The sequence below is a fragment of the Prosthecobacter sp. genome, from assembly GCF_044222565.1.
Taxonomy (GTDB): Bacteria; Verrucomicrobiota; Verrucomicrobiia; order Verrucomicrobiales; family Verrucomicrobiaceae; genus Prosthecobacter.
The window spans coordinates 26091-41010 of record NZ_JBGANA010000006.1 but is presented as its reverse complement, the minus strand read 5'-3'; the positions used below and the strand labels follow the sequence as shown (position 1 = coordinate 41010).

13 protein-coding genes are annotated in these 14920 nt (G+C 60.8%); 6 read left to right on the top strand and 7 right to left on the bottom strand.

Annotated features, from left to right (window positions below; genetic code table 11):
- Window positions 1-424: 424 nt before the first annotated feature.
- Window positions 425-862, bottom strand: coding sequence for a GAF domain-containing protein (locus ACILSR_RS10540; RefSeq protein ID WP_395749726.1), 438 nt, complete (start codon window positions 860-862; stop codon window positions 425-427).
- Window positions 863-946: 84 nt separating this feature from the next.
- Between ACILSR_RS10540 and ACILSR_RS10535 the strand changes: the two genes are divergently transcribed.
- The gene (locus tag ACILSR_RS10535; protein ID WP_395749725.1) at window positions 947-1585 is read left to right on the top strand and encodes a hypothetical protein; all 639 of its coding nucleotides are present in this window, start codon (window positions 947-949) and stop codon (window positions 1583-1585) included.
- Window positions 1586-1600: 15 nt separating this feature from the next.
- Entirely contained in the window at window positions 1601-4336 is a 2736-nt protein-coding gene (locus tag ACILSR_RS10530) for a helicase-related protein (RefSeq protein WP_395749724.1), read from the top strand.
- 56 nt (window positions 4337-4392) lie between these two features.
- Here the strand turns inward: ACILSR_RS10530 and ftsH are convergent, their stop codons facing one another.
- Together ftsH and ACILSR_RS10520 are read right to left on the bottom strand one after the other, a co-directional pair.
- The gene (gene ftsH / locus ACILSR_RS10525; protein WP_395749723.1) at window positions 4393-6552 is read right to left on the bottom strand and encodes an ATP-dependent zinc metalloprotease FtsH; all 2160 of its coding nucleotides are present in this window, start codon (window positions 6550-6552) and stop codon (window positions 4393-4395) included.
- Window positions 6553-6669: 117 nt separating this feature from the next.
- Window positions 6670-7533 carry a phosphoenolpyruvate hydrolase family protein gene (locus tag ACILSR_RS10520; protein WP_395749722.1) on the bottom strand — a complete coding sequence of 288 codons (864 nt, stop codon included), beginning with the start codon at window positions 7531-7533 and terminating at the stop codon, window positions 6670-6672.
- A 110-nt stretch (window positions 7534-7643) separates the two neighbouring features.
- On the opposite strand from ACILSR_RS10520, the gene ACILSR_RS10515 reads away from it, so the two are divergent.
- Window positions 7644-8531, top strand: a complete 888-nt coding sequence (locus ACILSR_RS10515; RefSeq protein ID WP_395749721.1) for a helix-turn-helix transcriptional regulator — start codon at window positions 7644-7646, stop codon at window positions 8529-8531.
- A 248-nt stretch (window positions 8532-8779) separates the two neighbouring features.
- Here ACILSR_RS10515 and ACILSR_RS10510 read toward each other — a convergent pair whose 3' ends face one another.
- The 4 genes from ACILSR_RS10510 to ACILSR_RS10495 all read right to left on the bottom strand — a co-directional run bounded on the left by ACILSR_RS10510 (window position 8780) and on the right by ACILSR_RS10495 (window position 12831).
- Window positions 8780-9349, bottom strand: coding sequence for a hypothetical protein (locus tag ACILSR_RS10510; protein WP_395749720.1), 570 nt, complete (start codon window positions 9347-9349; stop codon window positions 8780-8782).
- The gene (locus ACILSR_RS10505) at window positions 9342-9920 is read right to left on the bottom strand and encodes a SixA phosphatase family protein (RefSeq protein ID WP_395749719.1); all 579 of its coding nucleotides are present in this window, start codon (window positions 9918-9920) and stop codon (window positions 9342-9344) included. Before ACILSR_RS10505 ends, ACILSR_RS10510 begins: the two co-directional genes overlap by 8 nt.
- A 94-nt stretch (window positions 9921-10014) precedes the next feature.
- The gene (locus ACILSR_RS10500) at window positions 10015-11118 is read right to left on the bottom strand and encodes a hypothetical protein (protein WP_395749718.1); all 1104 of its coding nucleotides are present in this window, start codon (window positions 11116-11118) and stop codon (window positions 10015-10017) included.
- Between the two features lie 42 nt (window positions 11119-11160).
- Window positions 11161-12831, bottom strand: a complete 1671-nt coding sequence (locus ACILSR_RS10495; RefSeq protein ID WP_395749717.1) for an ATP-binding protein — start codon at window positions 12829-12831, stop codon at window positions 11161-11163.
- A 188-nt stretch (window positions 12832-13019) separates the two neighbouring features.
- On the opposite strand from ACILSR_RS10495, the gene rpmI reads away from it, so the two are divergent.
- The 3 genes from rpmI (at window position 13020) to ACILSR_RS10480 (ending at window position 14864) form a co-directional block, all read left to right on the top strand.
- The gene (rpmI, locus tag ACILSR_RS10490) at window positions 13020-13235 is read left to right on the top strand and encodes a 50S ribosomal protein L35 (RefSeq protein ID WP_377164684.1); all 216 of its coding nucleotides are present in this window, start codon (window positions 13020-13022) and stop codon (window positions 13233-13235) included.
- 121 nt (window positions 13236-13356) lie between these two features.
- A complete protein-coding gene (gene rplT, locus ACILSR_RS10485; protein ID WP_395749716.1) occupies window positions 13357-13749 on the top strand; it encodes a 50S ribosomal protein L20 in 393 nt (130 codons plus the stop codon).
- Between the two features lie 257 nt (window positions 13750-14006).
- Window positions 14007-14864 carry a metallophosphoesterase gene (locus ACILSR_RS10480; protein ID WP_395749715.1) on the top strand — a complete coding sequence of 286 codons (858 nt, stop codon included), beginning with the start codon at window positions 14007-14009 and terminating at the stop codon, window positions 14862-14864.
- Window positions 14865-14920 lie beyond the last annotated feature (56 nt).

Sequence of the window (14920 nt, the reverse complement as noted above, 5' to 3'; positions counted from 1 at the left end):
AGCCTCTGTGCAAATTCAAAAGCCCGATCTGCCGCCAAGGCTAGACCAACTCTCAAAAATCTTGTCACATTGCCCGGACGGCGGAGCGGCCCCATTGGCTGCGTTAGTCGCTTGCCTGTTATTCTTCAATAGCAGACGGCGCTCCCGCCTTGCCACTGGGGCCGCTGCGCTCGCCGGTCAAAATGACAATCTTTTCGAGAACTGGTCTATATCGGGCTTTTTATTGGTCAGGCCGGCTCTTCACAACTCTGCCCTACTGCGGTGAGGCGGAGCGCTTTGGCCATTCGCGCCACCCCGCGCTGGCCGTTCTCTCCAAACGGCCGGCGAGATTGCCGCCCGGCATGCCGGAAATACTTTCGGGTCAGCAGGGGGCATCAACCAGCCTCGTGCCGTGATTGCAGGGCTTTGCTTGGACGCGTGGAAATCAGCCGGGCAGCAGCCGCGCTGCGATCTGGCGGCCCGTGTTCATCAGGCGGTCTTTCTCCTCCTCGGTGAAATCATAGGGCACCAGTTTGCCGATGCCCAGCGTGCCGCACAGGCGCGCTCCGTCCATCACGGGCACGGCCAGCGTGCCTTGAACCTGCGTTTGCTTCGCGCCAGGTTTGGCAACGCCTGAGGTGTCGGTTTGCAGATTGCACATCTCCACAGCCTCCTGCCGCTCGGCTGCCACTCCCGCGATGCCTTTGCCCACGGGAATCGACTGGATGATCGGCATCAGCGCCTCCGGGATGCCTTGATGCGCCACGAGCTTCAGGTGGCGGTCCGCAGGGTCCAGACGGTGCAGGGTGCCCGTCGTGCAGCCGAATGCCGAGATCGTCTGGGAAAGGAATTCTGCCCATGTAGGAGGGGTGGGGGAAATCATGGAAAATGAGGACGGATGAAGTCGGGATTTGTCGTTGTCGCGGCGGGGGCGGGGCCTTACTCTGCTGCAATCTTCGTTTCTGTCATGAAATCCTGCTCTGCTTTTTTTGTCCTTCTTTGGCTGACACCTGCCGCTGCACAGCCGGCCGTGCAGTCGAATGCCCCCATCGTGGCCAAGAGTACCTACCACAAGGACAACTCCCACTCCGAGACCATCCTCGACAAGACCACCAACGAACTCATCGAGTCCACCTACAACGCTAACAACGTTCTCGTCGCCAAGAAACACTACCTCCTCAACGAGCGTGGTCTGCCCACCCAGGGGCACATTTACGACGGTCGCGGCAATCTCGTCGCCCGCTCCCAGGTCTATTTTGACGACTTTGGCCGTGCGAAGGAGATGCGCTCCTTCAACCTCAATGGCCAGTGCTACCAGCAGATCCTCTACGAATACGATCCCTCCACGGGGGCTGCCAAGAAGCCCATCGTCAACAATGTGGATCCCCGGGCGGCCCCCACCATCAGGCCTGACGTGATGGACTTCACTCAGACCACGGCTCCTCCCGGCCAGGTTCCCCCCAGTCAGATGACCCCGCAGATGCAAATGCAGTACCAACAACAGCAGCAGCAACTGCAGTTGCAGTATCAACAACAGCAGCGGGCTGCTCCGCCTCCCGAGGCGCCAAAACCCAAAGGCTTCTTCAAACGCTTGTTTGGCAAGTAACTGGCCCCTTTACGGATGGAAGTCCCCGCACCCGGCCAGCGCTGGATCAGCCAAAGCGAACCCGAACTCGGTCTCGGCATCGTCACCAGCATCGAAGGTAGCTTCATCGACCTGCGCTTTCCCGCAGCAGGTGAGAAACGCCGCTATGCCCGCAATGGAGCGCCCCTGCGTCGTGCCAGTTTCCAGGCGGGCGACAAAATCACCCTGCGCGATGGGGCGGAGCATCTAATCGACTCCGTCAGCTCCAGCGCCGGGGTCCTGCTTTACCACTGTGGCGCTCACCGCATTCCCGAGGGCGACCTGGCGGACACCCTCAGTCTTGGCGGCCCGCAGGAGCGCCTCCTCGCCGCCAGCGTGGACGATCTCCAGTCCTTCGCCCTCCGTGCCGAGGCCGTCGAGTGGCGCTGCCGCATGCAGGCCTCCCCAGTGCGCGGTTTCATCGGCGGCCGGGTCGATCCCATCCCGCACCAGATGTCCATCGCGGCGGATGTCACCGGACGCCTCCTGCCGCGCGTGCTGCTGGCCGATGAAGTTGGCCTCGGCAAGACGATTGAGGCGGGGCTCATCCTCCACCGCCTGCACCTCACCGGCCGTGCCTCCCGCATCCTCGTGCTCGTCCCCGATGCGCTGCCGCACCAGTGGTTCGTGGAGCTGCTGCGCCGCTTCAATCTGATGTTCAGCCTCTTCGATGAAGAGCGCTGCGCTGCCATCGAAGCCGGAGACCCCGAGGGCAATCCCTTTCTCGACAGCCAGCTCGTGCTCTGCCCGCTGTCCCTTCTGAGTGGTTCGCCAAAGCGCGCCCTGCAGGCCGCAGAGGCCGCCTGGGATCTTCTGATCGTCGATGAGGCTCATCACCTTGAGTGGGCCGTTGAAGCGCCAGGAACGGCCTATCAGGTAGTGGAGGCCATCGCCCGGCGTGTGCCCGGCGTCCTGTTGCTCACCGCCACGCCACAGCAGCTCGGTGCGGAGGGCCATTTCGCCCGTCTGCGTCTCCTCGATCCCGACCGCTACGGCGATCTGAACGAATTCCTGGCCGAATCCAGCCGCTACGAGCAGGTCGCCCAGGTCGTGGATCGCATCCTTCAAGGGGGCCTCATGAGCGATGCGGATTGCGAGATCTTCGCCAGCCACTCACCGCGTGTCCAGCAGCATGCCGCCCAGCTCAATGCAGGCGATGAAACCGCCCGCCAGCGCCTTGTTGCCGATCTCCTGGATGAGTTCGGCACTGGCCGCGTCATGTTTCGCAACACGCGCGCCGTCATCCAGGGCTTCCCTCCTCGCCGCTGCCATCTCCGGCCTCTTGTCGTGGAGGAAACTTCCACACCGGAGGACACTCGCATCCGCTGGCTTGCCGCCACCCTGCGGGAGCTGGGCGAGGCCAAAGTCCTGCTCATCTGCCGCACCCGCAGGCTGGCCGAAGACGTTCATGAGCGCCTGCTGCGCGAGATCAATGTCCATGCGGTGCTCTTCCACGAAGGGCTCACCCTCATGCAGCGGGACCGCCATGCCGCTGCCTTCGCCGACCCCGAAGGTGCGCGCATTTTGATCTGCTCTGAGATCGGCAGCGAAGGCCGCAACTTCCAGTTCGCCCAGCACCTCGTGCTCTACGATCTTCCGCGCGATCCCGAACTGCTGGAGCAGCGCATCGGCCGCCTTGACCGCATCGGTCAAAAAGGGGCCATCAACATCCATGTGCCTTTCGTCACCGGCGGGGAAGGGGAGGTGCTGGCCCGTTGGTACCACGAAGGTCTGGATGCCTTCGAGCACAGTCTCCAGGGCGCCACGCAGCTTCTGCATTCTTTCGCCGCTGAAATCGAAGCGCTGTGCGCGGAGTTCGACGCCAAAAAACTCGCTGCCTGCATCCGCCGCAGCGAGGCGCTGCGTCTCGAAGTGCGGCAGAAGCTCGAGCGCGGGCACAACCGCCTCCTTGAGCTCAACTCCTGCAAGCCACGCCTCGCCGCCCGTATGATCGAGCGCATTCGCGATGTGGATGCGGGGCTCGATTTTGAGCGCTTCTTCATCCGTCTGCTGGATCACTTCGGCATGCATGTGGAGGAGATGACCGACCGCACCTGGTACATTCGTCCGGACAATCTCATCACCGATGCGCTGCCTTCCCTGCCCGAGGAAGGCCTCACCTTTTCCTTTGATCGTGAACGCGCCCTTTCCCGCGATCATGAAGCCTTCATGAGCTGGGATCACCCGCTGGTTTGTGCCGCTCTCGATGTGCTGCTCGGCTCGCCTGCGGGCAATGCGGGCTTTGCCTTCTGGAAAGCCTCCGGTGGCGAAGGGCTGGTCCTTCAGACCTGCTTCATCGCCGAGTGCATCGCTCCTCCCGCTCTGCACGTTGCGCGCTTCATGCCTGCCACGCCCTTGCGCGTCGCGGTCGATCATCAGGGCCGCGACCTCAGCGCAGATCCTGCCTTCACCCGTGCCAGACTCACGGCCGGAGATCCCACCCGCACTGTGGAAAACGAAGCCGTGCGTCACAAGCTCCTTCCCGCCATGCTTGCCAAGGCCCAGAAGCTTGCCGAGGCCCAGCTCAAAACTCAGCAGCAGCGCGCCAGCACCGCCATGAGCAAGCAGATGGACGAAGAGATCGCGCGGCTGGAGGACCTGCAGGCACGCAATCCCCACGTGCGTCCGGAAGAGATCACCGCCCTGCGGGCTCAGCGGGATGCTCTTGCTGCTGCCATCGCCTCCACCGCTCTGCGTCTCGATGCCGTGCGTCTGGTGCTGCGGCTGAAATAACAAAAAAAAGCCGGAGTCTTTCGACTCCGGCTTCAAATCATACTCAACTCAGCGCCTTACGCAGGCACTCCGGTCAGCCCGGGAGCCAGACCGCCTTCGTCCTCGTCCTCACGCTTCACCGGACGTGAATCCGTTGCCTTGGGCAGTGGCGGTGGGGGCGGGGGCTTGCTCCGGCTTTCCGGTGGGTTGATCAGGCGGCCATGCTCCATCAGTTCCTTGATGTGCGAGCCGTCGAGAGTTTCGTATTCCAGCAAGGCCAGGGCGATGGCGTCGAGCTTGTCTTTGTATTTAAGCAGGATGTCCTTGGCCTGGGCGTAGGCTTCATCGATGAGGCGTTTCACTTCCTCGTCGATCTTCTGCGCCGTGTCCGGGCTGTAGTTGCTGGTGCCGCGGCCCATGTAGGCGGTGCTTTCGTTTTCACCGTATTCCACCATGCCGAGCTTGTTGCTCATGCCCCAGGAGCACACCATGCTGCGGGCGATGCGGGAGGCCATGCGGATGTCTCCGCTGGCACCGTTGGTCACGTCGCCAAACTGGATTTCTTCGGCCACGCGGCCGCCCATGGCCACGACGAGGTCGTCCACCAGCTCGCTCTTGCGGTCGTTGTGCTTGTCCTCTTCCGGCAGCCACATGGTGGAGCCGAGCGAAGGACCGCGCGGAATGATGGTCACCTTGTGCAGCGGGTCCGTGTGTTCCAGCACCTCGATGAGGATGGCATGCCCGGCCTCATGGTAGGCGGTGTTTTCCTTTTCCTTCTCGGTGAGGGCCATGCTGCGGCGCTCACGGCCCCAGCGCACCTTGTCACGAGCTTCTTCCAGCTCCGGATTGGTGATGGACTTCATGTTTTTGCGGGCGGCCAGCAGGGCTGCTTCATTGAGCAGATTTGCCAGTTCCGCACCCGAGAATCCGGGCGTGCCGCGGGCGATTTTGGAAAGGTCCGCGCTGTCAGCCAGCTTCACCTTCTTGGCATGCACGCGCAGGATTTCCTCGCGGCCCTTCACATCAGGCAGATTCACGGTCACCTGACGGTCAAAGCGGCCCGGACGCAGCAGCGCGGGATCCAGCACATCCGCACGGTTTGTGGCAGCGATGATGATAATGCCTTCCTGGGTGTCAAAGCCGTCCATTTCGACGAGCAGGGCGTTCAGCGTCTGCTCACGTTCGTCGTGACCACCGCCCATGCCATGGCCGCGATGACGGCCCACGGCGTCGATTTCATCGATGAAGATCAGGCAAGGGGCGTTTTTCTTGCCCTGCTCAAACATGTCACGCACACGGCTGGCACCGACGCCGACGAACATCTCGACGAAATCAGAACCGCTGATGCTGAAGAAGGGCACATCGGCCTCGCCAGCGATGGCTTTGGCCAGCAGGGTCTTGCCAGTGCCGGGAGGGCCGGTCATGAGAACACCCTTGGGGATCTTGCCGCCCAGGCGCTGGAACTTCTTCGGGTCCTTGAGGAACTCGACGATTTCCTGCACTTCCTCTTTCGCCTCTTCCACACCGGCAACGTCCTTGAAGGTGACCTTGTTGCGGTCCTGGGCCAGCATCTTGGCCTTGCTCTTGCCAAAGCTCATGGCTCCGCGGCCAGCGCTGCGAAGCTGCTGACGCACAAGGAAGTAGAAGAATGCCAGGATCACCAGCAGCGGCAGCAGGAAGCCGACTACGGAAGACAGCATTTTGTCGTCAAATTTTGGGATCAGGACCAATCCGTGAGCTTTGAGAAGATCGCGAAGTTCTTCCTTCTGGAAGGACACATTCACCTGCACGATGAACTCCTTCGAATCCGTTTTTGGTGTGCTGATCGTCGGCAGTTTTTCGGGAGTGCTCTTTTCTGGGGCGCTCTTTTCCGATTCAGGAGAAAGGGGTTTGCTCAGGTCTGGAGCAGGCACCGGCTCTGCCGCCTTTGCGACTGCCGAGGCGCTAGCTGTAGGCACCGGGAAGTAATACCCCTTGATGGTTTGCATCGAGGTGGCGTCAGAACTGATCAGATTCAGCTTCTTGGACTTGTCGATCCGGTCGTTTTCGACGTGAGTCTTAAATTCATCATAGTCCAGTTCCTTGACGCCCCCGCCCAGCCCCTTGTTCATCACGAAGGCCGAGATCAGCAGCATGATCGCGAGCGCAAAGAGCATGAAACCACGCCAATTGAACTGAGGGTCCTGGTTGCGGCGGTTGGGGCCCTCGGGGCGGTTGTTGAAGGGGTCGTCTGACATGAGCTGGGGGTGTTACATCTTAGTAACGCGAGGCCCAGCATACACGCCGGTAATTTTTTTGCAAAAAGCGATTCTTTCCCGAGGGCTAAAGTGACCTTTATGGCGGATACGGGGATTTCAGCGCCCGAACGGCACCTTCTTGAACTCCCGCGTCAGGTTCGTCAGAGACTCCTCCACCCCCATGCGCTCCAGGCTGCTGGCCCCGACAAAGCCGTCCGCTGTGGTCTTGCTGAGGATGAATTCCACATCCTTCGGGGTGTTGATGGGACCGCCGTGGGTCAGTGTGAAGACATTCGGATTCACGCTCTTCGCGGCATCGATGATGTCCTGCGTCACTTTCACCGTGTGGTCCCAGCTTACCACCGCATTGGTCACACCAATGCTGCCACCCACGGTGGTGCCCACGTGGGCTATGATCGCATCTGCGCCGTTTTTGGCCATTTTGATCGCCTCCTCCGGCGTCGCCACATAGACGATGCTGAACATGTCCATCCGCGTGGCCAGGCCCACCATTTCGAATTCTTTCTCCACGCTCATGCCCGTCTCCTCCAGTACGCCGCGGAAGTGACCGTCCACGATGGTGTGGGTGGGGAAGTTGTTCACTCCGGAGAATCCCATCTCCTTCACTTTGCCCAGCCAGTGCCACATGCGGCGGCGCGGGTCCGTGGCGTGCACGCCACACACCACCGGGATCTCTTTGACCACCGGGAGCACTTCATATTCGCCGATCTCCATGGCGATCGCATTGGCATCCCCATACGCCATCAGGCCGCAGGTGCTGCCATGGCCCATCATGCGGAAGCGGCCGCTGTTATAAATGATGATCAGGTCCGCTCCGCCTTTTTCGATAAACTTCGCGCTGATGCCCGTGCCCGCCCCGGCCGCGATGATCGGCTCGCCCTTCGCACGGGTGGCTTTGAGACGGTCCACGACTTCTTGTTTCGTGTAGGGATTTCCGATTCCGGTCCAGGGATTGGGCATAGAGGGGTGAGGTTGACGGTTGTTGACGATGGTTGACGGTAGTTGACAGTGGTTTTGAAAACAACGGTCAACCATCGTCAACGACCGTAAACAACCGTAAACGGCCATACATGCACGCACGAACTGCCATCACGGAGCTATCCGAAACGCACACCCACGGACCCGATACCGTGTATCGCATGGTGCGCGGTTCCGAGCGCGACACCCGGACCTGGCTGCGCAGCGCACCCCTCTGCCCCACGCTGGCCACCCACCGCATCGCGCATGCGGGCGTCATGACCGCGCGCGCACCGTACCGCATCGTGCGCATGCACCAGGGGGGGCTCTACTTCCTCGCCTGCCTGGAGGGGGAGGGCCGCGTGCTGGTGGATGGAGCATGGAAAAAATGCAGCGCGGGAATGGCCGTGGCGCTGCCCCCCTTCATGGTCAATGCCTTCCATGCCGTCCCCGGCAAGACCTGGCGCTGCTGCTGGGTGCGCTACGAGCAGCAGCCGGAGCAGACGCCAATCCTAAGCAGCAGTTCTCCCTTGATGGCCCCTTTTGATGGAGCCGCCTTGTGGCATGCCATCGAAGGCGTCATTGAGGAGGCTGCAAACGCCGCCCAGCCTGCTGCCATGTTTCATTGGGTGGAGCTCATCCAGCACTACATTGAGCGCTTCGCCCAGCCCTGGCAGGTGGACGACCGCCTGCACCGCATCTGGGAAAAAGTCTCCGCCAATGTGGGCTATGACTGGACGCTGGATGAGCTGGCGCATCAGGCCCACGTCAGCGCCGAGCACCTCCGCCGTCTGTGCCGGAAGGCGCTGGGCAGGACGCCGATGCATCACGTGACGTGGCTGAGGATGCGCAAGGCGGCGGAGCTGCTAAGTACGACGAATTTGAAGATCGAAACGATCTCGCACGAGGTGGGGTATCAGAACCCGTTTGTGTTCAGCAACACCTTCAAGAAATGGATCGGCTGGCGGCCGAGCGAGCATCGGAGCCGGATGGGCGGGTAGGTGAAGCGTTGTTCATGGCCATAGTTATGTGAACAACGTGTCGCGCATAAGGCGAATAAAGTAATTCAACAGGATGGAGAAGAAGCGTTTCTTCAGTCCAAAGATCCAACGATGGTAGTGTTATTTATCCATACAAAACCCGCTGTGTGAAAAACACACGATCCTAGTTCACGTGTGCTGCTCTCTGAGCTTTCGACCCAAACGTTTGGGTCGAAGGATGCTGCAAATTTGATATGGAATGGCCCGGCTTAAAACTGCGGCACAGAACCCTTGCGCTTCTGCTCTTTGGCGGAAGCTGCCTGGCGGGCTGCCTCAAGACCCTCCTTGGAATAAAGCACCAAGCTCAAACCCACGGGTGTGAGCGTAGCGTAAGCCCCATCGCTGCGCATCCAGTGCTGCCCTCCCATGAAGGCGTTGGCAATGATGGAAGATGGTTGAGAGCTTTGGAGCGGATGTGTCAGAGTTTGGCTCCAGGTGTTTCCGGCTGATTCAGCTTCCAAGATTGCGGTTCGCTCATCGGTCTTGATGTTTTGACCGGAAGGATGCGGCAGTTTCTTCTGATACTCTTCTGCAATGACAATCCCTCCAGCAAACACGACGCGAATGTTCCATCCCTGATAGTGGTATGTGGCATGAGGCAGCCCGGGTATCAGATCCGGCTGAGCCACTAGCTGTTTTTTATCTGGCAGGGCGCTGCCATAACGTTCCACACACCGACGTTCGGTGTCTCCCAAGCGGGCATGCGCAAAGCAGGGAAAGGCCCCCACAATAAGAAGGTAAAACCATGAGGCTGCTTTCATCGGGCGGGCGTCAATCATCCCCATCTTCTCTCGAAATCCCGGCATACAGCTCCGGAAAGCGGCGCTCCAGGGACTTCGGTGTGATGTAGCCGATCAACTGCGCTTCGTTCCAGTCTGCCAGGCCCCAGAACTCGTGGGGGAAGGCCATGATGATGGCCGTGCAGGTGGGCACTTTCGGAATGTTCGCACGAGCAAGGATGTGCTCGGCAAAGTCGTGCAGGCCGGGATTGTGGCCAAAGATCATCACGTGGTGCCAGTTCTCTTCAAAACCACGCATCACCTCCAGAATGGTTTCGGGATCCGCGAGGTAGAGCCTGGATTGCAGCAGCAGGCTTTCCACCGGCATGGCAAAGGTCTCCCGCATGATCTGTGCGGTGCTCAGCGCGCGCAGGGCGGTGCTGGTCACCAGACGGTCTGGCCGCGGCAGCAGGGCGGGGGAGCCGTTCCCCCCGAAGTAGGTGCGGTGCAGAAACGTGGCCACCGCGGGCGCCGCGCGCTGTCCTCGTTCGTTGAGCGGCCGGTCATGATCCGCGAGTCCAGGCTGTCCCCAGCTGGATTTGGCGTGGCGCACGATCGTGAGGTACTTCATGAATGGGAACTGGCGGGGCGGATAAAGGGAATATGGACAAAGCCTAAATGGCCGAACCTTGCTGCTGCGCAATCATGAAAATGAGGCTGCGGGCTTACACCCCCACTTTTTCAAGCTTGATCGGGTAGGTTTGGAAAGCGTTCCACTGGCAGACGATGAGGTCACCGTTGTCGAGCACGCACACATCGTGCCCATGATCAAAAATGCGCTCGGCCTGCATCAGCGGCTTGAGCCTGCCCTCTTCATACACGGGTTCAGTGCCGCCAGGGGCGCTCACCACTTTGCCGCTGGCGTCCAGCACCACCGTGAATCCGCTGGGGTTCTGCGGCAGCTTGTTGATCTCCGGGGTTTTGGACCAGCACACACCGGCATAAAGTTCCTGGCCCGCAATGACCGGGCGGCAAACCATGGCCCCGGGCACCGCGAGCGTTTCGAGGTATTTGCCATCCAGCGTGAAGCGCCGGAAGCAGTTGTCCGCGCGCGAGGTGACGATGACCGTGGCCTTGTCCGCTCCTGCGCGTGTGTCAATGGCGATGCCATGCGCGTTGTTCAGGCGCTGCTCCTCTGGCACGCCTTCCTTGCCGCCAAAGCGCTGGATGAATTTCCCGCGCGCATCGTAGCGCAGCACAAACTGCGAGCCGTAGCCGTCCACCACATAAATGTCTCCATTCGGAGCGATGGCGGTTTCCGTGGGATTGAATACCATGTCCGGCTCATACGCACCCACACTCATGGGATGGCTGATCGAAAAAATTTCTTTGCCGCCCAGGTCGGTCTTGGTGACGCGCCCCGTCTGGCGATAGCCTCCGCTCCCAGACTTCCACAAACCGCTGTCAGTCACGAAAAGAAACTCCGAGCCGTTCTCATTCGAGAGCGTCAGCCCATGGCCGCCCGGCCACACGCTGCCCCAGGAATCGAGAATCGTGCCGTCCGGTTTGAAGACGAGCATCTGGTTGTCCCAATGGTCGCCGATCATGAAGAGGCGCCCGTCTTTTACCTGCACCATCTCGTGGCAGTTGAGAACAGGGTGATGGCGTCCCTGGCCTGCGGGCACCCATTCTTTGTTCACCTTGTACCGATGAGCGCCATGGCCGATGATCACATCTTTTTTCGGATCAGGCGCGGCGCGCAGTGTCTCGGTAAAAGTGGCTGCGGCTGCGGTGGCCAGGCCGGAGAGGAAGTGGCGGCGTGTTTTCATGCAAAGCGGAAACGGTCACTCAAGCACGCCTGCGGCCTCCGCTCAATGGCGTTTCATCATCGTGGCCACCTGGTGCACCACCTGCGTCAGCTCGCCGGCTTCGTAGGGCTTGGGCAGCACGCCCACAAAGCCCCGCTCGAGGAAGACCATCTGCACTTCTTCGGTCACGCTGCCGCTGGTGCAGACAATGCGTGCGTCAGGATCCAGGTGCAGGATTTCGCTCGCGGTTTCGGTGCCGTTCATGCCGCCACGCAGAGTGAGATCCATCAGCACCACGTCAGGCGGCGTACCCGTTCGGAACAGGCTCTGGTAAATGCGCACGGCATCCTGGCCATTGTCGCACTGCACCACTTCATAGCCGCAGCGGCCCAGGATCATCTGCGCGACTTTGCGCAGATCATCTTCGTCATCCACGATGAGCACCATCCCCTTGCCATGTTTCAGCGGCACCGGCGCCGTGTCGGCGGGCACCAGCGGGCGTGTGCCATCCGCACCCGCCGCAGCCGGGAGAATGACGGTGAATTCCGTGCCGATATTCGGAGTGGAGGCCACGCGAATGTCCCCCCCCATTTCATCGATGAAGCGCTTGCACGTGGTCAGGCCGATGCCGTTGCCGTCCGGCTTTGTGGTGAATGATTCGCGGAACAGCCGGCCCAGGTTTTCCGGTGCGATGCCGCAGCCACGGTCACGCACGATGATCTTCACGTGCTTGCCCGGCTTCAGTTTGCCATCTCCTTCGGCGCCCACGATGTGATTGAGCGCCTGCACGTCCATGTAGCCGCCGTGGGGCATGGCCTGGATGCCGTTCATCACCAGGTTTTGCAGGACCTGGCTCAGCTTCACCGGATCTGCCACGGCCTGACGCAGATTTTCATCGTTGCGCACGCACACATGCACATTGGATCCAGCTCCTGCAAATTCTACCGTGTCTCTGATCACGGACACAATGTCAGTTGCCTCCAGCTTGCGCGGCGTGGACCTGGAAGCCGTGACCACCTGGGAGGTGAACGTTCTCGCCCGCTTCAGGCCCGCAAAAACCAGCTGCAGCTCATGCGCCAGCGCCGGGTGCTCCTGCACCTGCTGAATCAAGGCCGAGAGGCGCACCGTTGCCGGGCCCAGCAGATTGTTCACGTCATGCGCGATCCCCTGTGCCAGGGCCGCCAGGTTTTCTTTCCTCAGCTGGGCGGACTGGGCGTCCAGATCGTCCACGGCAGGCTTCATTTCGGCCCGGGCGCTGCCTGCTGCGGGGGCGCTCTGCCCTGCCGGACTGATGAGAATTGTAAAGTTCAGCAGCTTGCGCATGCCGTTGAAGACTGCCCGCACCCGCCATTTGCTGGGCACCGGCGCCTGGGTGCGCAGGCTCTGCAGTGCGCATTCGCACTCGTGGCAGCCGCCGTGGTCCACCGCCAGCCGCAGGCTTTGCCGGAGGATTGTCGCATCTTTTTCCCCAGCCACGAGATCATTCAGGCCCAGGCCGCGCAGGCCAGATTCCGGATCCGCGCCCGCCAGCATGGCCGCCGCGGCGTTGCTAAAGAGCACTTTCGGCCCGCTCTTGGCATCGCTGGCTTCACTTTCCACGATCACCACCCCGTCCGCCACCTGGTCCAAGGCCACGCGCAGATAATAATTCGCCACCTTCAGGTGCTCCAGCCCCTGCTCCAGCTCAGCGATCGCTGCTGGGGTTGCGGAGGAAGTAGAGGGAGAAGAAGTCATGAATTATCCGCGTGATTCCAGTTCATTTAGCAATCTTAGATTATTAAGACAACTTTAATTTTTGATATTCTGGAGTTTTTTGACTCCCATAATTGAGAGGAGACGTATGGGGTTCCCTGCCACAGACTTCTGTACACTGTGAAAAACACCTTGCCGAAACCCGCTTCTACTCTACCATCGCCGCCCCTATGTCCAAAAATGCCGGTATCGCCAAGACGAGGAAAGCTTACGCCAAGCGGTTCAAAATAACTGCCACGGGTAAGGTGCTGCGCCGTAAACAAGGCAAGCGCCACATCCTGCAGAACAAGAGCCGCAAGCGTAAACGCAACCTCGGTAAAGTCGCCCTCGTGGCGGAAGTGGATGTCAAAGCAATCAAGGCGAACATGCCGTTCTCCCATCGCTAAGACTCCCACGGTCTCTCAATAGAGACCACGATGAACTTGCCTGGCTTCCCACGGGAGGCCTTCGACCAGGTGAGGCAAGCCATCGCTACCCAAACAACAGCCTGATCATAGAGAAAGATACATGTCCAGAGCCACCAACTCCCCCGCCAGCCGGAAGCGCCGCAAGCGCGTGCTGGCAAAAGCCAAAGGTTACCGCGGCTTCCGTTCCACGCATTTCCGTTATGCGAAGGACGCCGTCCGCAAGGCCGAAACCTACGCAACCCGCGACCGCAAGGCCAAGAAGCGCAGCTTCCGCAACCTCTGGGTGCAGCGCATCAACGCCGCCACCCGTCCTCTCGGCTTGAGCTACTCCCGTTTCATGGAAGGCCTCAAGTTTGCCGGTATCGAACTTGACCGCAAAGTCCTCGCCGACCTCGCCGTCAAAGATATTGCCGCCATCGAAGCCCTCGTTCAGCAGGCCAAGGCCGCGCTGGGCAAGAAAGCCGAGGAAGCGCCGAAGGCCGCAGCAGTCTGAGTTCTGCTGCACAAACCAAAACCATTCATCCAAACAGCCGGGGCTCATGCTCCGGCTGTTTTGTTTTTCCGCGAGGCGCACACGCGTTCACTGCTCTTGTGGCGGCTAAGAATCCCGATTGAATTTCGAGCATTTGGGGTGCATGCTTGTCAGCATAAAGGAGATGCCGCCCTCCTGCTGCGTCGTTCCTTCACGCGCCTTCGTATTATGTCATGCGCGCACACGCTCTCGCCGAGCCAGCCCCTTGATCATCCATCATGCCCGTAACTTATTCACGCCGCAATCTCCTGCGCCAGCTCACGGCTTTGGCTGCCGTTGGTGCTTCTTCACCCGCCGTTGCGCGTGAGCGTAAACAAAAGCTCATCGTGGAGCGCGTCGAAGTCCAGGTGCCCGGACTTCCCCCGGCCATGGATGGCTTTCGCATCGCCCAGCTCAGCGATCTGCACCTCGAGCCCTTCACCACGGAGGAGGACATCCTTCAGAGCGTCACCGCCTGCAATGCCCTCCAGCCGGATATGATCGTCCTCACCGGCGACTTCGTCACTCACACCGCCCGGCCGGCGCCCAAGGTGGCGGAGATTCTCTCCCAGCTCCACGCGCCCTATGGCGTCTATGCCAGCCTCGGCAATCACGATTTCCAAAGCGGCGCACCGGAAGTCATACGTTCCCTCACCGAGCGCGGCATCCCCGTGCTGCGAAATGAAGCACGCCGCATCCGCACGGACAAAGGCATGCTCGTTCTCGGCGGATTCGACTCCTGCTACGTGAGCAAGCCGGACGTCCGCAAAGCCTTGCAGGACTGGAAGCAAACTCAGCCGCTCGTGCTCATGATGCATGAGCCGGATGCCGCGGACATCATCGCAGCCGCAGGCGTGAAAGCCCTGCAGCTCTCCGGCCACACGCACGGCGGCCAGCTCGTCTTCCGTGGCAAGACCCCCATGTCCCTCCGCCGCGCCAAGTTTGGCAAAAAATACCTCGCCGGCCAGTACACTGTGGGCGGCCTGCAGATGTATGTGAACCGCGGCATTGGCTGCGTCGGCATCCCACTGCGAATCGGCTGCCCGCCGGAAGTCACCGAGCTGACCCTGCGCAGTCCGGAACTGGCGCGTGCCTGAGCGGGTCGGCGAGGCCGGCTTGTTCCAAAGGTTGCATGCAGCCCGGGTCGCAGCTA